22 protein-coding genes, 1 other RNA gene and 1 pseudogene are annotated in these 25,489 nt (G+C 39.1%); 11 read left to right on the top strand and 13 right to left on the bottom strand.

Annotated features, from left to right (window positions below):
- Window positions 1–44 precede the first annotated feature (44 nt).
- From QOS06_RS02065 to QOS06_RS02055, 3 genes are read right to left on the bottom strand one after another with little or no spacing between them, the layout of a single operon-like run.
- Window positions 45–956 carry an RluA family pseudouridine synthase gene (locus tag QOS06_RS02065; RefSeq protein WP_078009581.1) on the bottom strand — a complete coding sequence of 304 codons (912 nt, stop codon included), beginning with the start codon at window positions 954–956 and terminating at the stop codon, window positions 45–47.
- A gap of 3 nt (window positions 957–959) precedes the next feature.
- Window positions 960–1,406: a signal peptidase II gene (gene lspA, locus QOS06_RS02060; protein WP_004562298.1), complete on the bottom strand. Its 447-nt coding sequence runs from the start codon at window positions 1,404–1,406 to the stop codon at window positions 960–962.
- Complete coding sequence (locus QOS06_RS02055; RefSeq protein ID WP_078009580.1) at window positions 1,407–1,814, bottom strand: EbsA family protein; 408 nt, start codon at window positions 1,812–1,814, stop codon at window positions 1,407–1,409.
- Between the two features lie 23 nt (window positions 1,815–1,837).
- Between QOS06_RS02055 and QOS06_RS02050 the strand changes: the two genes are divergently transcribed.
- Window positions 1,838–2,233 carry a ribonuclease HI family protein gene (locus tag QOS06_RS02050; protein ID WP_004562299.1) on the top strand — a complete coding sequence of 132 codons (396 nt, stop codon included), beginning with the start codon at window positions 1,838–1,840 and terminating at the stop codon, window positions 2,231–2,233.
- A 174-nt stretch (window positions 2,234–2,407) separates the two neighbouring features.
- On the opposite strand, the gene QOS06_RS02045 is transcribed toward QOS06_RS02050, so the two are convergent.
- From QOS06_RS02045 to QOS06_RS02025, 5 genes are all read right to left on the bottom strand, one after another.
- The gene (locus QOS06_RS02045) at window positions 2,408–3,562 is read right to left on the bottom strand and encodes a THUMP domain-containing class I SAM-dependent RNA methyltransferase (RefSeq protein WP_004562300.1); all 1,155 of its coding nucleotides are present in this window, start codon (window positions 3,560–3,562) and stop codon (window positions 2,408–2,410) included.
- Window positions 3,563–3,857: 295 nt separating this feature from the next.
- Window positions 3,858–4,334: a class Ib ribonucleoside-diphosphate reductase assembly flavoprotein NrdI gene (locus QOS06_RS02040; protein ID WP_078009579.1), complete on the bottom strand. Its 477-nt coding sequence runs from the start codon at window positions 4,332–4,334 to the stop codon at window positions 3,858–3,860.
- 300 nt (window positions 4,335–4,634) lie between these two features.
- An RNA gene (gene rnpB, locus QOS06_RS02035) (RNase P RNA component class B) lies at window positions 4,635–5,010 on the bottom strand.
- Between the two features lie 32 nt (window positions 5,011–5,042).
- Window positions 5,043–5,405, bottom strand: a complete 363-nt coding sequence (gpsB, locus tag QOS06_RS02030; RefSeq protein ID WP_152697652.1) for a cell division regulator GpsB — start codon at window positions 5,403–5,405, stop codon at window positions 5,043–5,045.
- 71 nt (window positions 5,406–5,476) lie between these two features.
- Entirely contained in the window at window positions 5,477–6,049 is a 573-nt protein-coding gene (locus QOS06_RS02025; protein WP_004562304.1) for an SLOG family protein, read from the bottom strand.
- Window positions 6,050–6,152: 103 nt separating this feature from the next.
- Between QOS06_RS02025 and recU the strand changes: the two genes are divergently transcribed.
- Both recU and QOS06_RS02015 read left to right on the top strand, forming a co-directional pair.
- Window positions 6,153–6,767 carry a Holliday junction resolvase RecU gene (recU, locus tag QOS06_RS02020; RefSeq protein WP_035160109.1) on the top strand — a complete coding sequence of 205 codons (615 nt, stop codon included), beginning with the start codon at window positions 6,153–6,155 and terminating at the stop codon, window positions 6,765–6,767.
- A gap of 11 nt (window positions 6,768–6,778) precedes the next feature.
- Window positions 6,779–9,043, top strand: coding sequence for a transglycosylase domain-containing protein (locus QOS06_RS02015; RefSeq protein WP_283595430.1), 2,265 nt, complete (start codon window positions 6,779–6,781; stop codon window positions 9,041–9,043).
- A 77-nt stretch (window positions 9,044–9,120) separates the two neighbouring features.
- Here QOS06_RS02015 and QOS06_RS02010 read toward each other — a convergent pair whose 3' ends face one another.
- The 4 genes from QOS06_RS02010 to QOS06_RS01995 form a co-directional block, all read right to left on the bottom strand.
- A complete protein-coding gene (locus tag QOS06_RS02010) occupies window positions 9,121–10,038 on the bottom strand; it encodes a DMT family transporter (protein ID WP_004562311.1) in 918 nt (305 codons plus the stop codon).
- Between the two features lie 22 nt (window positions 10,039–10,060).
- A complete protein-coding gene (locus QOS06_RS02005; protein WP_004562312.1) occupies window positions 10,061–10,765 on the bottom strand; it encodes a DnaD domain-containing protein in 705 nt (234 codons plus the stop codon).
- Window positions 10,766–10,848: 83 nt separating this feature from the next.
- Entirely contained in the window at window positions 10,849–11,367 is a 519-nt protein-coding gene (locus QOS06_RS02000; protein ID WP_078009577.1) for a cell wall elongation regulator TseB-like domain-containing protein, read from the bottom strand.
- Between the two features lie 93 nt (window positions 11,368–11,460).
- Window positions 11,461–14,325 (bottom strand): helicase C-terminal domain-containing protein, encoded by a 2,865-nt coding sequence (locus tag QOS06_RS01995; RefSeq protein ID WP_085720000.1) that lies wholly within the window; start codon window positions 14,323–14,325, stop codon window positions 11,461–11,463.
- 216 nt (window positions 14,326–14,541) lie between these two features.
- Between QOS06_RS01995 and mvk the strand changes: the two genes are divergently transcribed.
- The 6 genes and pseudogenes from mvk (at window position 14,542) to QOS06_RS01965 (ending at window position 21,078) form a co-directional block, all read left to right on the top strand.
- Window positions 14,542–15,492 (top strand): mevalonate kinase, encoded by a 951-nt coding sequence (mvk, locus tag QOS06_RS01990; protein WP_004562315.1) that lies wholly within the window; start codon window positions 14,542–14,544, stop codon window positions 15,490–15,492.
- Entirely contained in the window at window positions 15,492–16,463 is a 972-nt protein-coding gene (gene mvaD / locus QOS06_RS01985) for a diphosphomevalonate decarboxylase (RefSeq protein ID WP_004562316.1), read from the top strand. Before mvk ends, mvaD begins: the two co-directional genes overlap by 1 nt.
- Before the next feature lie 27 nt (window positions 16,464–16,490).
- The gene (locus tag QOS06_RS01980; RefSeq protein ID WP_004562317.1) at window positions 16,491–17,618 is read left to right on the top strand and encodes a phosphomevalonate kinase; all 1,128 of its coding nucleotides are present in this window, start codon (window positions 16,491–16,493) and stop codon (window positions 17,616–17,618) included.
- Between the two features lie 15 nt (window positions 17,619–17,633).
- Window positions 17,634–18,680, top strand: coding sequence for a type 2 isopentenyl-diphosphate Delta-isomerase (gene fni, locus QOS06_RS01975; RefSeq protein ID WP_004562318.1), 1,047 nt, complete (start codon window positions 17,634–17,636; stop codon window positions 18,678–18,680).
- 60 nt (window positions 18,681–18,740) lie between these two features.
- A complete protein-coding gene (locus QOS06_RS01970; RefSeq protein WP_004562319.1) occupies window positions 18,741–19,229 on the top strand; it encodes a DUF1440 domain-containing protein in 489 nt (162 codons plus the stop codon).
- 149 nt (window positions 19,230–19,378) lie between these two features.
- A pseudogene (locus QOS06_RS01965) lies at window positions 19,379–21,078 on the top strand (IS1182 family transposase).
- 1 nt (window position 21,079) lies between these two features.
- On the opposite strand, the gene QOS06_RS01960 reads toward QOS06_RS01965, so the two are convergent.
- Window positions 21,080–23,269 carry an alpha-galactosidase gene (locus QOS06_RS01960; RefSeq protein ID WP_078009628.1) on the bottom strand — a complete coding sequence of 730 codons (2,190 nt, stop codon included), beginning with the start codon at window positions 23,267–23,269 and terminating at the stop codon, window positions 21,080–21,082.
- A 163-nt stretch (window positions 23,270–23,432) separates the two neighbouring features.
- Between QOS06_RS01960 and QOS06_RS01955 the strand changes: the two genes are divergently transcribed.
- Both QOS06_RS01955 and scrK read left to right on the top strand, forming a co-directional pair.
- Window positions 23,433–24,452 (top strand): LacI family DNA-binding transcriptional regulator, encoded by a 1,020-nt coding sequence (locus tag QOS06_RS01955; protein ID WP_085650099.1) that lies wholly within the window; start codon window positions 23,433–23,435, stop codon window positions 24,450–24,452.
- A 121-nt stretch (window positions 24,453–24,573) separates the two neighbouring features.
- Complete coding sequence (gene scrK, locus QOS06_RS01950) at window positions 24,574–25,452, top strand: fructokinase ScrK (protein ID WP_019253600.1); 879 nt, start codon at window positions 24,574–24,576, stop codon at window positions 25,450–25,452.
- Window positions 25,453–25,489 lie beyond the last annotated feature (37 nt).

The following is a 25,489-nucleotide window of genomic DNA, read 5'->3' as shown; positions in this document are numbered from 1 at the left end:
GATCAATATTATTATGAACGTTTTCTGAATTAAACACAATAATTTTATTGGTCTGTCTTACGTAAATGTTCAAGCATTTTTGTGAAATAGGCTGGTAATGGAGCCGTAAAAACCATTTCTTTGCCTGTTCGGGGGTGTTTAAAGCCTAACAAACGAGCATGTAAATATTGGCCGTTGCCAGTAAGCGTTTTTCGCGGTCCATACAACGGATCTCCCGCCAGCGGGTGACCAATATATTTCATATGAACGCGAATTTGGTGAGTCCGTCCTGTTTCTAACTGGCAGGCAACTAATGTGTAATTCTTAAACCGTTCTAACACATTAAAATGAGTTACCGCATGACGTCCATCAACCACAACTGCCTGCTTCTTGCGGTCCTTTAACGAGCGACCTAATGGAGCATCAATTGTTCCTTTATCTTCTTTTATAACTCCATGCACAAGCGCAACATATTCTCGTTTATTAGTTTTTGCTTTTAATTGAGCTGTCAAAGAACGGTGCGCCATATCATTTTTGGCTACCATCAATAGTCCTGAGGTATCCTTATCAATCCGATGAACGATCCCTGGCCGAAATTCTCCGTTAATAGTTGATAGTGGTGAATGATATAAAAGAGCATTTACAAGCGTATGGTTTGGATGACCTGGTGCAGGGTGAACCACCATCCCCTGCGGTTTATTAACGACAATAACATCATCATCTTCATATACAATATCAAGAGGAATATCCTCAGGTGTTAAATCAATTTTTTGTGGTTCTTCTGGAATTATTTGGACGTGGTCACCTACAAGCAACTTATATTTAGGCTTTACCTGTTCGCCATTAACAAGGACGTGACCATCTTCTATCCAATGTTGAATTTGTGATCGGGAAAATTGATCAAAGTGATGACCAAGCTGCTTATCAATCCTTCCCACCATCTCACCATCAATTGTTAATTCTAATTCTTCAGACATTTGTTAGTCTTTCTCCTTTAAGATGCAAATTATTAGCCAGATTACGCCAATTGTTAAGCACATATCCGCGATGTTAAAAATTGGGAAATTAATAAATGTTGTTTCAAACATATCCACAACATACCCTTGTCTTAACCGATCGATAAAGTTGCCAATTGTTCCTGCCATAATCAATGATAAACCAATTAGCATAGGAATATTTTTTCGGTACTGCCAGATAAAGTAACCAATTACAATAATCGCAATAATAGTTATAATGGTAAAAAAAGTTTGTTGCCCTTCAAAAATGCTCCAAGCAGCCCCTGAATTTCGTAAATTAGTTAACTCAATAATACCAGGAATTAACTGCTTACTACCACCAAGAACAATTGAAGAAGCAACCCAAGATTTTAATAATTGGTCACAAATTGTTAAAATTAAAATAATTACAATAGCGATCCCCAGTAACAATTATTGAACCCCCTGTTGTTTCAATGCCAATTTCAAACGTGCAATTGCTTTGGTGGTAAAGGTAAAACTCATTACCTCTCCATTCACAGTAATTGTCACCGTATGATTGGTAAACTCTGGCTGACGAATATCAGAGATTGGGATAACGAGGTACTGTTTTTGTAACAAGCGATTAAACACCATTTTAGTCGGAGTGATTACTACGGTTCGTCGCCGCCATTCTAATAAGGCAAGGATTACAAAAACTGCAAAAAAGAGCGCGCTGAGCCACTGAAAATGAGTAATTTCAAGCCAAATTACGAGACCGGCAATAAAGAAGAGAAAAGTCCAACACCAGCTAATAATTGTCCCCGTAAGGTCTGGTTGGTAAAAATAACGAGTTTCTTCTTCCATAATTATAAATGTCATCCTTTCAGAAAAGAGGTAGTTTTATGATCAAAATCTTTACAGATGCTGCAACAAAAGGAAACCCGGGCCCTACTGGTTTGGGAATAATAATAATTGCCAATCATAAGCAAATTCAGCTTGCAATCCCAGTAGATAAGGAAAGCATGGATAATCACCATGGCGAATTCGCTGCAGCTCACTTTGGATTTAAATATTTAATTGATCACTTTAGCAATAATGAAACAATCCTATTTTATACTGATAGCCGTATCTTAAGTGACGCAATCGGCAAAAATTATACAAAACATTACCAAAAAGAATTAGCAGCATTAAATCCTCTTCTCCAACACTTTCCAACAGTTGTTACCCAGTGGATTCCTGAAAGCCAAAATCGCGGAGCACATAATTTAGCAAATCAGGCCCTCCATAAAATAGAGTGATTTTAGAAAACAGCATATCGTTTTAATTATATCATCCACGTGTTCTATCAGCCACCAAACAGAGAAAAAGCCTTAGCGGTCGTTACAATGTAACTCCTACTAAGGCTTTTATTATTGGGAAAATTTGCCCCCCTAGCACCTATTTTCGATCTTTCGAATCCCTTGGAACCCTTGCTATTTAAGGGATTTGATCTTGGAGCGATCTTTTTTGCCCCAATATTGGTAGAGATCTGTTCGTAAAGCACCGTTATAAAGTTTACGACGCTTGGTAGCGGGTGCGCCATAATACTTTTCAAATTCCATATCAGCCGTCAAAATATATTTACTCCATGTGGTTAATGGACGATATAACTCACCCATCTGCCGGTAAAGTTCATGAACTGATTCCTTATCACTTAACCGTTCACCATATGGCGGATTAGCAACGATAACTCCATTAACTTCGCTTGTTTGCCAGTCTTTTACGGCTAATTGCTTAAACGTAATATCGTGAGTTAATCCTGCCGCACGAGAATTTTCTTGAGCAATATCAATCATATTCTGATCAATATCATATCCGTGGATATCTAATTCGATATCATAATTTGCTAAGGAATCGGCTTCATCCCGAACTTCATCAGATAAACCATCTGGAACTAAGTTAACCCATTGTTCACTAATAAATGAACGGTTGATGCCCGGCGCAATATTATGACCGTATAATGCGGCTTCGATTGGAATCGTTCCCGAACCACATACAGGATCGACAAATGGATTATCTGGGAACCAGTAAGCCAGCATCACCAAGGCGGCTGCCATATTTTCCTTCAACGGTGCTCCACCTTTATTTTTACGATATCCACGCTTAAAAAGCCCTTCTCCACTAGTATCTAACGTAAGAAGAACATGGTCTTTATTAATCGCTACTTCTAACGGGTAAGTGGCACCAGTTTCGGCTAAGCGAGTCCGACGGTGGTATGCATTACTGAGGCGTTGAACAATCGCCTTTTTAGTGATTGCTTGAACACTTGGCACATTATGCAATTGTGAGTTATGACTTTTTCCTTCCACTGGGAAATTCGCGTCAATTGGTAACAAATCTTCCCATGCAATGTTTTCAGTACGATCAAACAATTCTTCAAAAGACCGAGCATCGAATTCACCAACAACAATTTTTACTCGGTCTGCGGTCCGTAGCCAGAGATTAGTCCGAATTACATCCTTCATTGTTCCTTGAAAACGCACCCGACCATTTTCTACTTTGACTTCATAGCCAAGATCTCTTAGTTCTTTTCCTACTAATGCTTCAATACCTGCAGCAGCAGTAGCAATTAACTGATATGTTTGCACATTAAACGCTCCTTTAGACTTATTCCTATTAGCTATTTTACCTTATGTTGCTTTAAAATGAAAAGAAGACGCAAGAAGAAACAAAAGGAAGCGAGACAGAAGTCACTTGTTACTTTGTTTTTCGACGCGAAGCTCGCCTCTGGGAGCCCTCGCAAGCAACAATAGGCCTCCAATGTTTGGCTTTTTTGCCGGACGTTGGAGGCCATTGTTGTACTGCGTATTTGCTTTTATGAAAGTAACTTAACTTATGTCACAATCCCTTTTTGTTTATGAATGGTAGTTGACTTTAATCTAACTACATTAATGAATTCTCATTTACTTTATCAGTTAATATTTTATAAACGCGTTCTATGTCCCAGGTGGTGCCACGAGATTCAAATGCGTCCAATAAAGGCAAACCATATTCTTTGGCGTATGTCTTGGCAGTTATTACATACATCTTCCCTAAGGTTAAGTTCCCACTGCCAATTATTCCCGCACAACATTTAACATTGTCATAGCTTTCCAAATAATCGTGCATTGGTGTTGTTAAAATCTCTGTTAATGTCGGCGTAAATCTACTTCCACCAATCATATATGTTGGTAGTAAAACAAAAAATTTACTATCGCTTTCAGTCGGAAGTGTCTCCTCTGAAATCTCCAATAAATCGACTAAAGGATTTTCATTATTCAAATGATGTTGTTGCGTTGCGTATTCTTGAAGCCGATGAGTAAATGACCGTACATTCCCAGAAAACGACATATATACAATTTTTATTCTCTTATTATCCATAATTCCCTAACTTCATTATCTAATTTTATTAATCAAAAGATAAGCTAATTTACAAATAACTCATTTCTAACCCCTTTAACATTATAGGCGCACTTGCAATAAAATGAAACGATTATTTATATTTTATTGCTATTTTAAGTAATATCTATCTTAAGCTTCTAAAATTTAATTTATCGCCATTTAACTTTTTACTTCAAGCGAGTAATTATTAACGCATTCTACAAAAAGAGAACCAATAAAACCATACTCTGATTTTTAAAATAAAAAAACCCGAGCGAACTCGGGTGCCTGTATGCAAGTATCTGTAGGCCATGTTTTGTCGTAATATAATTATCAGGCATAATTATATCGAGGTAATCATCTATCTCAGAGTACCGAAATACTCTCCCCTGGAATCACTTCAATTTGTTATCCAAAGCTCCCCTACCGTAGTTTGGGTTTACCGCTTGAGGGGTTTACCGCGTTCCACCAATATCGTTTCCAACATTGTATCGTCACTGTGGCACTTTTCAGGAATACTAAGACATAGTTAAAACCTTAGTCCGTTTTTCCGCCGTCACCATAAAATGGTGCCCCGCCTTATTTTTTCAGCGAGCACAAACACTACAGGCATCGCAGCCTGTGCGAGCATGGACCTTCCTAACACAACATAAGCTGTGCTCAATTACCCAAAACTTGCAAAATTATTAATAAACTATTCGACACGCACTAAAGCAAATGTGAGTCATTATTATCATTACCATCTAACTGTGAACCAAATACACGACGTTCTAGATTAGATAGACGCTTTAAAATATCCATATTTGTAGCGCTCGATACAGGTTGTCGGGAAGTAGTTTGGCTACTCATAGATGAACCAACTTCTACTTGACGATTTAATTCATCAACCTTTGCTCTCAAACGTTCGTTTTCATCATTTAAACGTTCAAGTTCTTTGTTATAGGTGTCGTAGTCTTTAATAACATCATCTAAGAAAGCATCAACATCCGCTTCATCGTAGCCTTTGCCAATATTTCTCTCCTTAAATTGCTTGTGCAAAATATCTTGTGGAGTAAATTTTATGTTATCCAACTTAAACACCTCAATTGTTTAGTTTGCGTAGTCCAATAACTATAATATCAAATCAAAGAAAAAATGCAAGATTAAAATTCATCTTTTTCCCTTTGACGCTCGGCCCATTCTTCTGCCTCTTCTTGAAGTTCATCAAAATCAACAAGCGTCATCGAATACTCACTTTCTTCTATATATTTTTGAATCGTCTCATAATCATACTTAGTTTTTCCTTCATACTCTGGATCGTAAAGAAGAAAAGCCTCATCAGTATGGGTAAGCATAAACTGCTGATAATTCCGTAATTGTTGTGGCGATTGATAAGGTTTATCTGAAACATTAGCAAAAAAATCAACTTGCTGGGTAATATTTGTCAGCTTCAACTGATTACTTTCATTCCATTGCTTACCAAATTCTGCAAAAGGAAACATTAAAGCTGTTTTTAATTGTGGAAAATCCGCTTGGAATTCTAAAGCAGCTTCAAGTCCCCATCTTTCCGTTCCCATTTGTGGTCCAGTTATTACCCAAAATTCATCATCATTTAATTCTAATTGAGCCCTTAAATATTTTTTTAGCACCTCTTTTATTACTTGAACTTTGGGATCATCATCCTTAAATATATTTAGTTCGTAACTTCGATAGCCAGTAATCCATAATCTCTTCATAAAATTCTCCCTAAAGCCTTTAACTTAAACTTGTAATCATCTTGTATCAATCATTATGTAACGAGTCTGGTATAATAAATCTCTAGTTAGGAGAGTGATCACTGTGACCATTCACTATCCCAATGGTCAGCAACCTGTACAACACTATAATACACATAATGAATTACCGACACCACATCAATCTATTTATGCCAAACGTGGGATGTCATTAGAGGATGAGATCAATCATAGTAATCATTACTATTTGGCTCGCCATATTGCTGTTATTCATAAAAAGCCTACCCCTATTCAGCTTGTAAAAGTTGATTACCCCAAGCGGAGTGCGGCTGTTATTAAAGAAGCATATTTTCGGCGACCATCAACTACTGATTACAATGGAGTGTACCGTGGATACTACATTGATTTTGATGCTAAAGAAACACGTAATAAAAATTCTTTTCCATTAAAGAACTTTCATCCCCACCAAATTCAACATATGCGTGAATGTGTAGCACAGGGAGGAATTTGTTTTGCTTTCATTAAATTTACGGAGCTTGACCTGCTATACCTGCTTCCCGCTTCCAACCTGTTTAAATATTGGGACCAACAGCAAAATGGCGGCCGTAAATCAATTTTGAGAACTGATATCGCTAAAGAAGGCTATCAAATTCATTATCAACTCAATCCGCGTTTACCATATTTAAACGCTGTTGATAAAATAATTGCTGCAAAAGCGTAAAGGAGTTTACTATGTCAAATGATAATCAGTCAACGCGTAGTGAGCGTCATAATAATAATGACAATCAACAGCGCAATGTTGGCGGCTTAATAAAGAAAATCTTGCTATGGGTAGCAGGAATCGTCGTTCTACTAATGGTGGCATCTGCAGCTTTATTTTTCTACTATGCCTCAAGTGCTCCTAAAATTAGTAGAAGCGACTTAACAAGTCAGAGTATTACGACTATTTACGATGATCAAAATCGAGTGATTTCTCGTTTAGGAGCACAAAAGCGAGAATATGCCAAGGATAATCAAATTCCAAAGCAGTTAAAAAATGCTGTTGTTTCAATTGAGGATCGCCGCTTCTACAAGCACCATGGTGTTGATACAATTCGAATTCTTGGAGCAGCCACTTCTAATGTTTTTGGTCGTTCAGCCGGGATGCAGGGGGGAAGTACGCTGACTCAACAGTTAGTTAAATTATCCGTCTTCTCAACGGCTGCCTCTGATCGAACATTAAAACGTAAAGCCCAAGAAGCATGGCTTGCTATTAATGTTGAGCAGCATTTTAGCAAGAGTCAAATCCTTGATTTCTACATTAACAAGGTTTTCATGGGAAATGGAATTTATGGAATGCAAACAGCAGCCCAGTACTACTACGGTAAAGATTTAAACGATCTTGATCTTTCCCAATTAGCCCTGCTTGCTGGGATGCCACAATCTCCCACTTACTATAATCCACTTGTAAGTAACACAAAGTATGCAACGCAACGGCGCAATGAAGTATTGAATGCGATGGTTCGCAGCAATTATATTACCCAATCCCAGGCTAACCAAGCTGCAAGCGAAAGCGTTACTGCTGGTTTAGACCCTGATCACGGTAATATTTCGGGAAGCGGAACTGCTGTAGATTCTAAGGTTGTGGATCCTTATGTAAAGCAGGTTCTTGCTGATTTACAGGCACAAGGATACGACCCTTATAGTGATGGGTTAAAGGTTCACACCAATCTTGACCTCGATGCGCAACAACACCTTTATGATGCTGCAAATAAAAATGTTCAGTTCCAAAACGATAAAATGCAAGCTGGAGTGGCTGTTACCGACCCCCACAACGGGCAAATTATTGCCATGCTCGGTGGCCGTCACACAGGAAATGTTGTGTATGGACTTAACCGAGCTGTGCAAAGCAATCGTAGTTCTGGGTCAACCGCAAAGCCATTAATGGATTATGGTCCGGCTATCGAATACTTGCAATGGCCAACTTTTAAATCAATTGCTGATACGCGGTTTGTCTTTCCTGGTACCAACACTGTCCTTCATGACTTTGACAAAAAGTACAAGGGTAATATGACAATGCGTGAAGCCTTAGTTCAATCACGGAATGTTCCTGCTATTCGCGCATTGCAAGCTGTTGGAATTAAGCGTGCTACTTCTTTCCTTGATGGATTAGGAATTTCACAAAAACAACCATATACTTTACAAAACGGGATTGCGCTGTATATCTCCCCACTCCAAGTTTCTGCTGCATATGCGGCCTTTGCTAATGGTGGTACTTACTACAAACCTTACTACATTAGCTCGATTACTACTCAAGATGGTTCAGTAAAGCAATTCAATCCTAAAGGTAAACGCGCAATGAATAAGGCTACTGCCTACATGATTACTGATATGCTTAAAGGAGTTTTCACGGATTCACAAGGAAGCGCAACTGACGCTCGACTCGACGGTGTTAACCAAGCTGGTAAGACAGGGACGACAAACTACCCTGGAAATTCTAGCCAGTCTGGCGTAATGGATTCCTGGATGGCTGGTTATACTAAGAATTACTCAATTGCAGTTTGGACTGGTTATGACCATCCACTCGAACCTGGTGGCAGCATTTCAGAACAGTATGTAAAGTCAGCGCAATTGCTTTACAAGGACTTAATGCAATATCTTGACAGCCAAAATCACGCATCTGATTGGACGATGCCAGACACTGTTGAGGCTGTTCGAGTTAAAGGTAAACGTCAGCTTGTAATTCGTGATTCAAAATGGGCATTTGATTACACTGAAGATACATCAGATGATCGTGATAGTAGTTCTACTTCTAGCTCAAGCGATTCATCATCGTCTTCATCTTCTTCTAGCTCTGCTTCAAGTAGTAGCAGCGAAAGTCGCACAGAAGAACGCAACAATGCTCCAGCTGAGTCTTCATCAAGCAGTGCTCCGGCTAGTTCAAGTTCATCTGCACCCGCACAAAGCTCAAGTTCTAGCCCTGCCTCTGCTACACAACCAAGCACGACTAATCCCTAATAAGATCTTTTAAAAAAAGTTGATAATAAAAAGGATTGTGGAATTTTCTCCGCAATCCTTTTTATTATCAACTTTTTTTAATAATGAATTGTACGTTTTCGCCGACCATTTTGTAGAATATAGACGGCAATAATTACTAAAATAATTCCTAAAATTTCTGCCCAATTCAAGTTCAATTTAAAGAAGATCACACTTAAAATCGAAGTTGTAATTGGTTGAACGGCATCCATGATACTAACTACATCAGATGGGGCATATCTAGTTGCATGAAGCAAAATTCCAAACGGTAAAATCGTTCCGAATAACACCACCGTCGCAACCGATGCTACTAACGTGGTAGTAATATGTGGTGGATTGACCCAAAATGGCCGGTAGAGGTTAAATAGGACTCCGGCAATCATCGTCCCCCACCCGAGGACAACAATTGGCGGATTTTCATCAGCAGCACGTTGTGGAAGGACAACATAGAATGCAGCTGTAATTCCAGAACCTAAGCCCCAGAGAAGAGATACAAACGGTAAAGCTAATTGGGTAAGGTTACCACGCGTAATACATAATGCTACCCCAATCAAAGCAACAACAAACGCAATAATATCACTCCTGAACGGACGACGATGCATAAAAATAATTCCACCTAACACAATAAAAAGCGGGGAAAGATATTGAAGAATTGTTGCTGCTGAGGCATTTCCTGTTTGAATAGCATAATAGAACGTAAGCAGGTTTGCCATCAATCCTAAAATAGCATAACTAATAACTGAAATAGCAGTTGCTCGTGTCTTAAATACGTTAAAAATCTTTTTTCCATATAAAAATACACTAATTACTAATAAAATTACTCCTGCTGAAAAAGTCCGCATTGAGAGCATCCACGTAGCAGGAATTGCTAAATTTTGTGAGATGAGTTGCAAAACGGTTCCGGATATTCCCCACATAGCGGAGGCAACCGCTGCCCATATAATTCCTTTCATTACTTGAGAAGAAGATTTTTCCATGTCAACCACCCTTTATTTAATTTTATTCGCCTAATTTATAAATCGGTATTTTAGGCTTTTTTAATGTCTTCTTTTCTGGCTTTTGTCCAGCCTCTTTTCGCTGTTCAAACCTCTTTTCGTGCTCATTGATATCTCTTTCTGTCCGTAAGCCCTGACGATCCCAGCTTTGTAGAATCCGGTCCATATATTGGAGATTTAGCGCACTATTCATTACTGCCTGCCGTAAAGCAAGTTTAATCATTATTGCCGAATAATTATCTTTATCCAACCAATCATTAACAATTTGCAATTCCATTGATGAGAGTGGCCGGCCAAATTCGGCCTCTAGCTGATTAAATGTCTCAACCCGACTATTAGTATTTTCAACCTTAATTGTTTCCTCTTGGTCATTCTCATTGAGCAATGCTAATTTATTGATAAGGAGCGAAAAATCATATATTGCATCTTCTTTACCATCTTCCATTTTTCGCATCTTCTGCTCAACAAGATGGTTTGTCATCATTTGGTGAAGCTGTTCAAACACCTGCCGCTCTTTTGTTCCTAAGTTCTTTGCAATTGTACGAACATCCGGATTCATTATTCCTCGGTCCTGATAGGATTTGAACTGAAGATATAAGACAAATTGAGAAGTTGTCATCCCCAACTCTTTATAATGATGTAGCAATAAGTTGCTTATATTTGTTTCTCCTGCCTGCAAATAATGTTGTAAAAGGCTTGCATCTGGCATTTAATCAGCTCCTCTCTTAGTAAAATATTTTTGCAAAAGTAAAGAGACTGAGTAATCCCAGCCTCTATTAGTTTCAGCTTTTATTAAAGGTTATTAATATTTTGAACGTATTGTCCAGTCTTAAAATTAATCAGATCGTAGCAGAGGTTCCCTTTTTGATTACGATATGTTACTTCCCAGACAATCTTGTCATTAAATATCCCGGGAGCAACTTTTAAAATTTCTCGCAGATCACGATTTGATTTTGTCATCGCTCGTGCTCTCGCAGCAGTAATCCCACTTGATTGTTTTAGAACTCTGATCTTGCCACCGTGTTGGGGAACCATAACCAAGATCGGTTGGTTTTGCTGATTCTTGCCACTAATCGTATAGTAAGTATTCTCTCGATTATAAATATAAAATTGGTCAGGAGATTGAAGATGAGCATATTTTTCAGCAAGTGAAATTGTCTGTCGTCGCGCTGAATTTCGCGGCTGATTGCTAACTGCAAAAACACTCCACACTATTAACAAGATTAGTAAAATCGCAATCAAAAGGTTACGAATTGTCCGCATTGAGGAACCGCGACTTTGTTCACGCTGAACTTCACGTCGACTTTGCATATCTTTTCCCTCTTATCTCTTTAGTTTTTTAGATTCTTATATGACAATCGTTTTCGATTATACCAGAAATCGGTAATTAAAAGTTGATAAAGTTTAATTAACTTTGTCCTCTTTACCATTTCGTAAAAACTTCTGAGTAATTGAAATCAAGTCAGCAGTTTTTTTGCTATTAACCGGTAAATCAGTGGGCAGACTACTCAAAATAGTCTTCCCATACCGTCTTGTCTGTAGTCGTGGATCAAGAACTACTGCAACCCCATGATCATCTTCTGTCCGTAATAATCGTCCAATCCCCTGACGTAACCGCATCGTTGCTTTTGGCAATTCTGAATGATAGAACGGATTTTTCCCCTGCTGCTGAAGTAACTTATTATGAGCACGATTCATTATTTCATCAGGCGAATCGAACGGTAAGCGCGTAATAATTAAGAGTTCAAGAGCGGACTCTGGTAAATCTATCCCTTCCCAAAAACTAGAAGCACCAAGAAGGATCGAATTTTTTCCACCACTAAACTGTTTTAAGATTTTATCACGATTACCCGTAATTCCTTGGGCTAAAATATCCCGCTGATCAAATAGATCCGTTTCACGAAGTTGGCTATATACCTGCTCAATCATCACCAGTGAGTTGAATAAAATCATTGTCTGATAATCAGCATTCTTCGTTAATTGGTAAATCGTGTCACTGAGATATTTAATGTAATCACTGTTATTTTGAGCGCTCGGTACTGGTGCATCTTCTGCAATCAATAATTTAGCATTCTGTTTGTAATTGTATGGAGATGCGAATCGACGCGTTAAAGTATTATTGCGCTCTAAATCTAACTGGTGGTAAAGATACGGCGATCGTGGCGATGTAAACAATGTCGCCCCCACAAATAATGGTTGAGCAAAATATGGATAAACATTCTTTGTGAGGTAATGGGTTGCTTCCAATAGCCCCCCACTAAGCTGTAAGGCACTTTGTTCACTTGATTGGCGAATAGTAATCCAAAAAGCAGCAGCCTCTCCTTGTTGTTGAAGTGTTTCGTTAAATTCATTTAGTGTCTGATCGGCTTCAATTAATTTTGCAAGCTGACTTTGAAATTGGCTCATGAGGTAACGATCACTTAATAACCACCGGTCTGGCTGACTGCTAAATAAATGACTGAGGGCAGAAAAATGAAGCTGCACACTGCTTAATGCCTGCTCTAGCTTCATCATCACGGGCCCACTAATATCTAAAAGAGCCATCACTTGATCATTTTGTAGTGGTTGTTCAATTAATTCATTATCAGGATTACCAGTAGCGCTTGCCATATATTGACGGTAAAGGGCTTGCTGGAAAAGGTCAACCGCTTCTTCTACTGCATTGAGATCACCACGAAGCAATTCAACATTATAACTGCCTAGTGCCTGTTCAGCGAAAATATCAGTTAAGTTCCGGTCATTGCCATTATTAACTAACCCAGACATTATATGAACTGCTGTGCGCAATTTTTGAAAATTAAATGTTCGCCGTGACCGTTTTAAGATACTTTCGCTTAAGTGCTGAGCTTCATCGATTACTAAGTATGGGCGACGAGTTCCATCCCCTAATTCCTGGGCATGAGCAACCAAGTACGCATGATTCGTAATAATAATATCAGCTTGATGAAGCCGCTTTTCCCGCCGAACGAGAAAATCATCATGGTAAAAGGCATTTGCTGGATTCAAGCTCCGAATACCCTGATGACGAATTTCAGTAAAGTATGGCGACTGCTGAGAATTTAAATTAAGTTCATCAAGGTCCCCACTTTGCGTTGAAAGCAGCCATACTAAAATTTTAGCTTTTAACAACTGAACAAGCTTCGAATCTTCAATCACACTTAAGGAATGAACAAAACGTGCAATATCAATATAATGAGCGTTTCCTTTGATAATCACACTATTCATTTTAAAAGGCAACACCTTATTTAACTGTGCGATTGATGTATCAATAATTTGTTGCTGGAGGATATTAGTTGCTGTGCTGACGACAATCTTCTTATCAAGATATGCAACATAACTTAGCGGAAAAAGATAGCCCAATGTCTTCCCTACTCCAGTTCCAGCCTCGACAATCATATTTTGGGGTTCAGCATGAGTATAATTATTGTAAATGCTGTTCATCATTTTGGCTTGAACAGGCCGCAATCTCAACGTATCTCCGTATAGCTTTTCCTTTGCCTTTTTAGTGGAAGGATATTTATGCTTTTCTCGCTGACCATTAGCAGTAATCGGCCGCGATTTATGAAGAACAATTCCGTGAGAGACATACAACTCTTCGCTTAATGGCTGGGGCGATTTACGTCGACGCTGCAATTCAGCATCAAAAACCCCGGCTGTTTGCTGAGGTAGGTTGAGCTTCAACTGAGTAATCTTTTCAAGCGTAAGCGTTGGTAATTCTTGAACTCGTTTTAACAAGTCATTAAGTAAGTCTGCAGTTGCCTCAGCGTCTGATACTGCACTATGAGGGTGATCATGCTCAATATGCAACGAACTAGTTAAGTCTCGTAAACGGAAACTCTTTGCAGTAGGAAGAAGAATCTGACTAAGGGTTACAGTATCGATTGCAGGAATTGATAATGAGGGATATCCAGCTCGCTCTAATTCTGCATTTAGGAAAGGAAAGTCAAAATTAACATTGTGAGCCACAAAGGTCGTTTCCGCCAACAAACTATAAATAGTTCCAGCAATGTCCTCAAACAAAGGTGCTTTTCGTACGTCTTTATCTTCAATTCCTGTTAATTGAACAATTGAACGAGGAATTTTCTCTCGTGGATTTATTTTTGTTTCAAAGTGATTCATGATTTCGCCATCTTGAACGAGAACACAACCGATTTGAATGATTCGATCACCATGATTAACATTCGTTCCGGTTGTTTCTAAATCAACAACTGAGTAGATTGGCGCTTTCTTGTCACGCTTTTTTGTGCGCTGACTACTACGCTGTGTCACACTATCACCATATTTCTCCGAAGTTATTATATTAAGTTACTAAATATTCTAAACTAAATGATACACCATTCTACTATAAATTTCTCATTTTTACACGAATCGGCTTTTCTTTGTGCTAAAATGTTTAGATTTGGTAACATCCACAATCGCTTTTAGCTAGAATCACTGTTTTATGCTATGATTAAGTTTGAATTTTTATATAGAAAGTAGGTTACGATGGTGAAACAACAAGGGATTGGTACTAGCCATGCGAAAATCATTTTAATGGGAGAACATAGCGTAGTATACGGTCAACCGGCAATAGCCTTACCATTGCCAAGCGTTCAATTATCAGTTACGCTCAGCAGTCGCCAAGATAACCAGCGAATTATTAAAAGCCGTTATTATCATGGTAGTCTAGGAAATTTACCTTCCTCCATGATCGGAATTAAAAAATTAATTGACACTTTATCTGCAAGGTTTAATGACCACGAAACTGGTTGGGACTTAAAAATTGAAAGTCAATTACCTGCTGAACGAGGAATGGGGTCGTCTGCCGCCAGTGCGATTGCAATTATTCGAGCATTCTTTGATTATTATGATGAACCACTCGATCGAACATTATTGCTTCAGCTTGCAGATGTCGAAGAACAAATTACACATCGTAGTCCATCCGGTTTAGACGCTGCTACTGTCAGTTCAGATAAACCGCTTTTTTATGTTAAGGGGCGGATTGGGGTACCAATTGAAATGAACCTTGATGCCTCTTTAGTAATTGCTGATACTGGAAAAAAAGGTGCTACTAAGGAAGCTATTTTGGCAGTTAAAGATGAACTGAAAAATAACAATGAAAAAGCTGAAGGACATATTAAGCATCTCGGTGAATTAGTAAACCAAACAAAAGACTATCTTACACAAAATGACATTGTAAAATTAGGCGATGCTCTTAACTTTGCGCAAACTGATTTAGCTGCTCTCAACGTGTCAGACCCATCATTAGATCACCTTATTCATGTTGCACGTGATAATGGAGCTCTTGGTGCAAAATTAACTGGTGGTGGTCGTGGCGGTTGTATGATCGCCTTAATGCAAACAGCTATGGGAGCTCGCCGCCTTGCAAGTATCCTAAAAGAGAACGGGGCACATGATATTTGGCTTCAACCACTTGATAAGCGAGGTAATAACTAATGGCAACTGCAAAAGCACATACTAATATTGCGCTTGTTAAATATTGGGGAAAGAAGGATCAAGAATTAATCATTCCACAAACTGACAGTCTCTCCCTTACGCTTAATGAGTTTTACACCACTACTACCGTAAATTTTGATAATCACCTTACTTCAGACTTAGTTGCCATCGATCAACAAACACTTAGTAAGAAAGAGGCCAAAAAAGTAGTTCATGTTCTAGATATTGTTCGGCAACTAAGTGGAATAAAAGCTTTTGCACGCGTAGAGTCAATTAATCATGTTCCAACTGCAGCCGGCCTTGCTTCCTCAGCTTCCGCATTTGCTGCCTTAGCAGGCGCTGCCAGTACTGCGGCCGGATTAAATCTCTCAAGCCGTGATCTATCACGACTTGCCCGACGTGGATCCGGTTCGGCAACTAGATCTATTTATGGCGGATTGGTTGAATGGCAAAAAGGAACTGATGATGCATCCTCGTTTGCACAACCAGTTTTAGAAAATGTTGACTTTCCAATCGAAATGTTAGCAGTTTTAGTTGATACAAAAAGGAAAAAAGTTTCCAGTCGATCTGGAATGCAATCCAGTGTTGAAACTTCACCCTACTATGATGCTTGGCGCCAAGTAGTAGCGAATGATATGGTTGCCATAAAGAAAGCTATCAAAGCAAAAGATATTGACCAAATCGGCCATATTGCTGAAGAAAATGCTCTTCGGATGCACGCACTTACTTTTTCAGCTGACCCTGGTTTTACCTACTTTAATGGTGAAACGTTAACCATCATTAAAGCAGTGGAAGACTTGCGCAATCAGGGAATAAACTGCTATTATACAATGGATGCCGGTCCGAACGTCAAAGTGATTTACGACCGAGAAAACCGGAGCAAAATTGTTGAAAAATTAAGTAATATTGTTGGCCCAGAACGGTTGGTAGTTTCACAACCGGGACCTGGAATAAAGATTTGGAATGAATAAAATTTAATGATAAGGGGACTTTAAATTTTGATTACTGAAAAAGCTCCCGGTAAATTGTATATTGCCGGCGAATATGCTGTTGTTGAAAATGGTTATCCTGCAGTTTTAGTTGCGTTAGATCAATTTGTTACCTGTACAATCGAGGAAAGCACTCAAGAAGTTGGTCAAATTATTAGTCGCCAATATAATAACGATCAATTATCCTGGCGACGTTTAGGAGACCAAATGGTAGTTGACAAACGTGACAATCCTTTTTCTTACATTCTTTCTGCTATTAGAGTTACAGAAGAATATGCTCGTACTTTTAGTCGCGACTTACGAATATTTAATATCCATATTGACAGTCAATTAGACAGTGCTAATGGTCGAAAATATGGTCTTGGTTCCTCTGCCGCTGTTACTGTAGCAACTGTTAAGGCTCTTTGTCGGTTCTATAATTTGCCCGTTAACAAGGACCAAATCTTTAAATTAGCTGCAATTGCCCATTTTGAAGTTCAAGGAAATGGTTCGTTGGGTGATGTTGCCGCTTCCGTATATGGTGGTTGGATTTCCTATCATTCATTCGATCGGCAGTGGCTTGCCCAACAACGTAAGTATCTTGACCTAAAGACGATCATTGATTTACCTTGGCCTGATCTGAATATTGAGTCTCTAACTGCTCCCAAAAACTTAGAACTTTTAATTGGCTGGACTGGTAAACCAGCCTCAACTTCCCAACTTGTTGATAAAATTTCTCTTTTTAAAGCTCGTCGTCAAACTGAATATCATCATTTTCTTGAAAAAAGTAAATCATGTATCCAACGAATGGTTGATGGTTTTCACCGTCAAGATCTTGAAGCGATTAAAAATGAAATTCGTTATAACCGTGACCTCTTAAAACAACTCGGCACTAATTCGGGGGTAAACATCGAAACCGAATCATTATCTAAGCTTTGCCAAATCGCTGAATCTTTTGGTGGGGCTGCTAAGACATCTGGTGCTGGTGGCGGTGATTGTGGGATCGTCGCTATTGATAGCAACTCTAACTTTGGGAACGTTCTAAAGAGCTGGGCCAAAAACCGCATCGAACAACTTCCTTTATCCGTACACTTTATCGATAACGCAAAAAGCTTCAAGAAATCTGTTAAGCACCATCTTTCTTACATTCACAAGTAGATCAAAGGAGGCTCCATGATGGAATCACGTCATGCCCAACGAAAAAACGAACACCTTTCATTAGCTGCCAAATATTATGACCAGGTTCATCAACATCATTATTTTGATCAAGTGCGTCTAATTCATGATAGCTTACCTGAAATGACAACAGATGATGTTGATTTGCATGTCCAGTTAGCTGATAATTTAGAAATTGAATGTCCTTTTTATATTGAGGCAATGACTGGCGGAAGTGATCAAGCCCTTAAAGTCAACCAACAACTTGCTCAATTAGCTCATAAACACCATTTAGCAATGGCAACTGGATCTCTCAGTATTATTTCAAAAGACCCCCAATCCTTTTCGTCTTTTGAAATAATTCGCGAAGAAAATCCAAACGGCATTATTTTTGCAAATTTAAGTGCAAATGCCAGTCTTGACCAAGCGATAAATGCTATTTCACTTTTGAAGGCAAATGCCCTTGAACTGCATATCAATGCGGCCCAAGAATTAATTATGCCTGAAGGTGATCGCGATTTTAATTGGTTGGATAACATCCAATACCTTGTCAGTGAACTAGAAGTCCCAGTTATTGTAAAAGAGGTTGGCTTTGGAATGAGCAAAACGACGATTGCCAAACTGCAAACCCATGACGTTCACCTCATCAATGTTAGTGGACGTGGTGGGACAAACTTTGCAGCGATTGAGAATCGGCGTAACCATGATATTAATTTTGAGAGTTTATTGGACTGGGGACAAACAACTCCCGAATCACTATTGGAAGCTCATTCAATTCGGCGCGGTAAAACTGAAATTATTGCCTCTGGCGGAATTACTTCTCCCCTCGATGTTATCAAGGCTGGTGTATTAGGCGCCCGGGCAGTTGGTGTTGCCGGTTACTTCCTCAATATTCTTCAAAATGAAGGCTATGAAGCATTAGACCAAACGCTCGGTGAATGGCAAGTGATTGTCAAACGCTTGCTCGCGCTCCTTGGTTGCTCATCATTTACCGAGCTTTCACGTGTTGAATATGTTTTAGGAACAGACTTACTATCATATGCTCGTCAACGACACTTACGCTAACCTAAATAATTGAAATTCCTATTAAGATTGATACAATTGATTTAATAACTAAAGGTTTGGATGGTGATTGAAGTGAATAAAATTAATTGGGGCAAATCAATTACAGTTGGTATAACGGCTGGTCTTGTTGCCGGCCTTGTTAAACTTGGTTGGGAAAATATTCTCCCACCACGGACACCAGAGCGAGATCAAACAAACCCACCACAAAAAATGCTTGAGCAATTTGGCGTTCCAACACAGATTACACATGCTACTTATACCTATTCCGGCCAACAGTTGCCATGGGTAAGCTATGTTGTTCACTTTAGTTTCTCAGCTGGTTTTGGAGTTCTCTATAGTATCGGTGGACAGTTAGCGCCGTGGATCAAAAAAGGCGATGGAATACCATTCGGGATTGCTGTTTGGGATTTCTTCCACCTCAAGTTAATGCCATTAATGGGAACAGTGCCTGCTGCAAAAGATCAACCACTTGAAGAACATGTTTCTGAATTTTTAGGACATGCAATCTGGATGTGGACGATTGATGCATTAATAAAAAGTAAAAAATAATAAAAGAGGCTGGGAAAAAACTCCTAGTCCAAAATAAAAACCGGATGATGAATTTTTTGAACAATTCATCATCCGGTTTTTATGTACACAGGAAATCGTTCCTGATATGATGTAATTACCCCTAAAAACAACCAAAGGGAGCGATTTCCATGTATCAAAATTATACCATAGGACAAACCGAATTCGTACTAAACTATAACTATGATTTACCACAAAATCATATTGCGCGGCTAATTAGTGATTTTGTCGACTCGATTCCACAAAATGTGCTATTAGAAGGTTCAGGAGCGGCTACCGGCCGCCCTTCATCGCATCCAGCAATTATGCTTAAGATTCTCTTGTTTGCCTACTCACGTCAAACTTATTCTGGAAGAAAGATTGAAATGATGTTGGATAAGAACCTGCCAATGCGTTGGTTAGCCCATGATTATACTTATAGCTACCATACCATCAATAACTTTCGACGCAGTCAGCACGCTAGTAAGCTAATTAAACATGCCTTTGTCTACTTTACCATGGCTTTGAAAGATCACGGACTAATTCAAAATGATGCAGTTTTTATCGATGGGACCAAGGTAGAAGCCGATGCCAATAAATATTCATTTACTTGGCGGCGGGCGGTTGAAAAGTATCACGCTAAGTTAAGAGAAAAGACGAGTAAGCTTTATGGGGAACTAGTAGAAAAACAAGTGGTGCAAGAAATGGCACCCGAGCTGGTTACTTCTGCCGAAGGCATGGAAGTAATGAAACAAGAGCTTGCGGAGAAAATCATTAAGTTAGATGAAGAGATTAAGCAAGAATCAAAAATCATCAAAGGTGGTTCAGTTAGAAAACGGCGCCGTCGTTTTCTAAAAAACTTCGCCATCAATTAAGCAACGACCTAATTCCGCGTGCCAAAAAGTATGAACGTACCGAAGATATCTTCCAAGGTCGTAATAGCTATTTCAAGACTGATCATGATGCGACTTTTATGTGTATGAAGGAAGATCCGATGATGAATCGGGAGTTGAAGCCCGGCTATAACCTGCAAATCGCTACACATAAGCAATTTGTCCTTGATTACGGGCTCTTTTCAAATCCAACTGACACCAGGACCTTAGTGCCATTTCTTACCCAGTTTCATGCTTTAGATTTCTTTAAGCATATCGTTGCCGATGCCGGTTATGGTAGTGAGTACAATTACACAATGATTCTTGATCAGTTTGAAAAGCAGCCTGTTATTCCATACACAACTTATCAAAAGGAACAGAAACATAAATTTAAAAACGATCCAACTAAATCACAAAATTGGCAGTATAATGCCGAAGATGATTACTACATCGATCATTTAGGAGTTCGCTTTAGCTTTTATCGTTATAGTAGGCGAACCGATAAATATGGTTTCGAACGTGATTTCAAACTCTATCGAGCGGATAAGCACCAACTGTCAGAACAATTGGATGAGTTGGCAAAAACACCAAGTGGTCGGCAACACTATATGCAGGTTAACCCAACGTGGAATTATTACAAGGCTAAAGTAAAAGCAACCCTCTCAAGTGACGAAGGCAAGGCAATTTATCGTCGACAGAAGTTCGACGTTGAGCCAGTCTTTGGTCACATGAAGAGGGATTTTGGCATATGCCGAACTCATCTACGCGGACAACGAGCTGTGGAAAATGACATTGGGCTAGCCCTGGTGGCATTAAATCTAACGAAATTGGGACAATCAATTAGTCGATTGGCGACTAATTTCATAAATAATTTAAAATCCGAACTACGATTTTTGGATCGATCAAAAATCATAGTCCGGATTTTACTGTTAGAGAACCAAGAATTAATAGTTAATTCCCAGCCTCTTTTATTATTTTAAATTATTTACCTTTAAAGTAATGCACTTCGGAAGTGAAGTCCCCCGTACGAGTCGGGTCACGGAACAAACCGACATTCATCAATTCATCTCCACCATAAGTCTTATCAGTCATTTCATCATGATAATCAATTGTTGGATCAAGCCCTGCCATCTTGGTATTATTAATTTCAAAACGGTTAGTATGCAACTGCTTAAACATAAATAGCAGTGCTTCTGACTTATCCGGACTGACAAATTCCCAGGCGACTGTATTGCTATCAAAAGGACTTTCTAAGCGAATAAAGTCACCATATTGAATTAAGTGGCGGTGAGCCTTATAAAACTTGATCTGTTCCTTTACCATTTGCCGATCCTCTTCAGTCAAATCTGCTAAGTCAAGTTCATATCCAAAGACCCCACTCATGGCAACATCGCCCCGCATCTCAAAACTGGTAGAACGGCCAGTTTGCTGGTTAGGTGAAACCGATACATGCGCCGTCATAGATGAGATTGGATAAGTTAAAGATGTTCCGTATTGAATCTTTAACCGTTCAACCGCGTCTGTATCATCTGATGGCCAACTTTGCGGCATGTAGTAAAGAATACCAGCATCAAAGCGGCCACCACCGCCAGAACAGCCTTCAAACAAGATATTAGGATAACGGGTAACTAACCGCTCCATTAAGTCATATAAACCTAAAACATAACGGTGGCTAACTTCTCCTTGATGTTCTGCATCCGCTGCACTAGAGAAGACCTCAGTAAGATTACGGTTGAAGTCCCATTTAATATAGTCAAGTGGCACCTTATCTAAAATTAAGCACATTTGATTGTAAATATTATCAACGACTTCTTTACGGCTAAAGTCTAGCACTAATTGATTACGAGAAAGTGTCATTCCACGGTTTGGTTCATGTAAGGCATAGTCTGGATGTTCCTTATATAACTTAGAGTCAACTGAAATCATTTCTGGCTCAAACCAGAGACCAAATTTCATGCAATGCTCGTGGGCCCGGTCTGCTACCCGCTTTAATCCACCAGTAAGCTTATCCTGGTTAACAAACCAATCACCAAGCGATGAATTATCATCATTCCGGTGGCCAAACCAGCCGTCATCAAGAACAAACATTTCAATTCCCAATGGCTTTGCTTCATCAATAATTTGGTCTAACTTCTTATCATCAAAGTCAAAGAAGGTCGCTTCCCAGTTATTAATAACAATTGGTCGGTCTGCATATTGATACTTACCGCGAGCAACCCGGTCCCGTAATAACTTATGGAATACTTGTGACATCCCATTTAAGCCACACTGACTAAAGCCCATGATTGCTTCAGGTGTCTGAAAATCTTTTCCCGGTTCAAGAACCCATTCAAAGTTATAATCATTAATTCCAGTTATTAAGCGAATCTGGTCGATCTGATCTTTTTCCAAGGTAAACTGGTGATTACCTGAGTAGACAAGGAGCACTCCCAAAGCATTTCCCTGAAATTCATCAGTGTTCTTGTCAACTAAGGCCACAAATGGATTCATATGATGAGAACTAGAATTTCGACGGCTAGAAAATTCTGTTATTCCCCGACGTAATTCTTGTCGTTCAGGTTGTCGTTCAAGAGCGTATTGGCCTGGAACGGAGATAACGTCATAATCATGTTTAGTTAAATCCAGTTGCATTGAGGCAATCTTTTCAATTCGTAATTCTTGATTGCTTGTGTTTACTAACCGCGCATTCCGTGTAATAACCGGCCGTTCGTTATAGATAGTGTATGAAAGAATAAGTTGTGCACCGATTGTTTCATCAACCAAAGTAACTTCCAATGTTTCTGCTTCTTTATCACTTTTAACATAAGATGCAGGTAACCCAGCTAGTTTGGGCTTCCCCGGTAAAATCTTATAAGACTTGTAACGGAAATCAGTCAGTCGTGAACCATTTTCTGTTTTGATAATAATTGCAGGCACACGATAGTCTCCGGTATTGTTTCCCGAATACTCCTGCAACAAATCATCTTTAGAGTAAGTTCGGTCCATCGATCCAGGAAGGTTCCCTGAAAATCCACGATCAACTCGTGGATATCGGCGTTCACCATGGTAGTTACGAATTGCCGGTCCAAAATAAAGGTGACTGAGGATATTTCCCTCTTCTATTGAAAATAAATAGGAAATTTCTTTATTTTTTAAGTGAAAAACACGTTGTTGTTCATCAAATGTAATCATTCGTTGTGGCCCCTTTCTTGAAATCGATTCTATAATAAACGTTTAGTCATCTCTCGTCAAGCGCTTTCATTATTGATATACCAGCAATCATCTGTCAATATTGACTACTAAACGTTTACTAAAAATATGTTATGCTAGAAATTGATTAAAAGGAGGTTTTCCTATGACTGGTATCAGAAAAATAGCACGTGAGGCTGGTGTATCTCCTGCCAGCGTTTCACGTGTCTTAAGCAATGATTCATCTTTTTCAGTAGGTGAACAAACAAGAGCACGAATTAAAAAAGTAGCAGCAAAGTATAATTACCATCCCCACCTAAACAGGACCGTTACTCCGCCGCCAACTCCTCGTTCAATTCTAGTGCTTACAACTCATTCGCTCGAGACAGAAGCTCATGACCCTTACTTCATTCAAGTCCATGATGGAATTATTCAGGAAGCTTCCAAGCAAAACATTCAAATCAAAGCTTTTGTTCGTTTTCCCAATAAAGCCTTTCAATTTACTGACGCTCAAAAATATGATGGCGTAATTGTTGCCGGAGTTTTTACGCAAGAATTCTACGCTAATTTAGCTAAAAACAATCCCCATATCGTTTTAATTGACGACTATCGATATCTCCCCGCTTACGATATTATCCGTAATTCGTATTTTGAAGCCACTCAGATCGTTCTTGATCAGTTACTAGAAAATGGACTTAATAAAATCGCCTTTATCGGTGGAAATATTCATCCCATGAATAATAATGGCGAAACGACAGACTCGTATCAAGATATTCGAGCTAAGGCCTATTTGATGTGGACAAGACTTCATAATATTTCTCCATTGATTGTCCTTAATGGGTGGACTCCTAAAGATGGCTTTGACAGCATGAATACTCTTTTGAAAGATAATTTTCAGGCCGCCTTAATAGCTAGTGACCAACTAACTATCGGCGCATATCGAGCCCTGAAGCAACACCAGCTTAAAGTTCCCCAAGACCTTCAAATTATTAGCTATAATGATTCGGATATTGCTGAATATTTAGTTCCGTCTCTTTCATCGATCAATCCAGCGAGTTTTTTAATGGGGACAATAGCAGTTCAAAGACTAGTCCACCGTCTGAATAATCCAAATGAAATCCCTATTCATATTAATTTGCCTGCCAAAGCCACTTGGCGCGAAAGTTCAGAAATTAATTTGAATTAGTGAAACGTTTTATAAGTAAAAAGAGAGTAATTGTGCTTGTGATACCGTTTTCTAAGGTTTATACTCAAACATGGTTATCAGATTGATAAACGTTCACTTTAATTAAATGAGGTTTTTGATTATGTTATTAGGAAGTATTGAAGCTGGCGGTACTAAGTTTGTCTGTGCTGTCGGTGACGAAAATTTTAATGAAATTGATAAAAAAATCATCCCTACAACCACCCCCGAAGAAACTTTAGGGGCTTCAATTGAATTTTTTAAGCAGTATCCTGAACTAGCTGCACTTTCAATTGCCAGTTTTGGACCAATTGATACTAATCCGGCTAGTGAAAAGTACGGTTATATTACTGATACTCCTAAAGTTAAGTGGCAAAATTGCAATTTTGTCGGCACAATGACTGACGCCCTCAATATTCCCGTCTACTGGACAACGGACGTCAATGGTTCGGTTTACGGTGAATATGTCAATTTAAAAGATAAGTATGATAATCCGGCCTTGGTTTACTATACCCTTGGAACTGGCGTGGGTGCTGGAGCAATTCAAAATGGCCGCTTTATTGGTGGAATTAGTACCCCTGAAATGGGCCACGTTCGCTTACAACGCCACCCAGCTGATCTAAACTTTACTGGTATCTGCCCTTACCACCACGATTGCTTGGAAGGATTGGTAGCTGGACCAACTTTCAAGGCGCGGCTCGGTATTAGCGGCGAAGATGTTCCTGATAATCACCCTGTTTGGGATATCATGGCCTATTACGTTGCACAAGCGGCAGTTCAGGTAACTGCCATTTTGCGGCCACAAAAAATTATCTTCGGTGGAAGTGTTTCGCGCCCAGCCTTTCTTGAACGGGTTCGGAAGCAATTTGCAATGTTATGGAATGATTATCTTCCAGTTGGATCGCTCGATGAATATATTGTCAACCCTTCTGTTCCAGGAAATGGCTCTGCTACTCTCGGTAATTTTGCATTGGCTAAACACTTAATCGAAACAAATAAATAACCATCATCGGTCACTATAATGCAAAAATGACTAAGAC

This window comes from Limosilactobacillus sp. DJ3M12 (genome assembly GCF_947381695.1).
Taxonomy (GTDB): domain Bacteria; phylum Bacillota; class Bacilli; order Lactobacillales; family Lactobacillaceae; genus Limosilactobacillus; species Limosilactobacillus kinnaridis.
The sequence above is the reverse complement of the archived record's forward strand: the minus strand, read 5'-3'. Positions and strand labels throughout refer to the sequence as shown.

Bases quoted from the DNA above. Each gene is read 5' to 3' on its own strand.
- QOS06_RS01960 (WP_078009628.1), bottom strand. From the start codon at position 23,269: ATGATTACATTTGATGAACAACAACGTGTTTTTCACTTAAAAAATAAA.
- scrK (WP_019253600.1), top strand. From the start codon at position 24,574: ATGTTATTAGGAAGTATTGAAGCTGGCGGTACTAAGTTTGTCTGTGCT.
- mvaD (WP_004562316.1), top strand. From the start codon at position 15,492: ATGGCAACTGCAAAAGCACATACTAATATTGCGCTTGTTAAATATTGG.
- QOS06_RS02025 (WP_004562304.1), bottom strand. From the start codon at position 6,049: ATGAAGAGATTATGGATTACTGGCTATCGAAGTTACGAACTAAATATA.
- QOS06_RS02005 (WP_004562312.1), bottom strand. From the start codon at position 10,765: ATGCCAGATGCAAGCCTTTTACAACATTATTTGCAGGCAGGAGAAACA.
- QOS06_RS01955 (WP_085650099.1), top strand. From the start codon at position 23,433: ATGACTGGTATCAGAAAAATAGCACGTGAGGCTGGTGTATCTCCTGCC.
- mvk (WP_004562315.1), top strand. From the start codon at position 14,542: ATGGTGAAACAACAAGGGATTGGTACTAGCCATGCGAAAATCATTTTA.
- QOS06_RS02050 (WP_004562299.1), top strand. From the start codon at position 1,838: ATGATCAAAATCTTTACAGATGCTGCAACAAAAGGAAACCCGGGCCCT.
- QOS06_RS01970 (WP_004562319.1), top strand. From the start codon at position 18,741: ATGGTGATTGAAGTGAATAAAATTAATTGGGGCAAATCAATTACAGTT.
- QOS06_RS02000 (WP_078009577.1), bottom strand. From the start codon at position 11,367: ATGCAAAGTCGACGTGAAGTTCAGCGTGAACAAAGTCGCGGTTCCTCA.
- QOS06_RS02055 (WP_078009580.1), bottom strand. From the start codon at position 1,814: ATGACATTTATAATTATGGAAGAAGAAACTCGTTATTTTTACCAACCA.
- QOS06_RS02010 (WP_004562311.1), bottom strand. From the start codon at position 10,038: ATGGAAAAATCTTCTTCTCAAGTAATGAAAGGAATTATATGGGCAGCG.
- QOS06_RS02015 (WP_283595430.1), top strand. From the start codon at position 6,779: ATGTCAAATGATAATCAGTCAACGCGTAGTGAGCGTCATAATAATAAT.
- fni (WP_004562318.1), top strand. From the start codon at position 17,634: ATGATGGAATCACGTCATGCCCAACGAAAAAACGAACACCTTTCATTA.
- QOS06_RS02040 (WP_078009579.1), bottom strand. From the start codon at position 4,334: ATGGATAATAAGAGAATAAAAATTGTATATATGTCGTTTTCTGGGAAT.
- QOS06_RS02065 (WP_078009581.1), bottom strand. From the start codon at position 956: ATGTCTGAAGAATTAGAATTAACAATTGATGGTGAGATGGTGGGAAGG.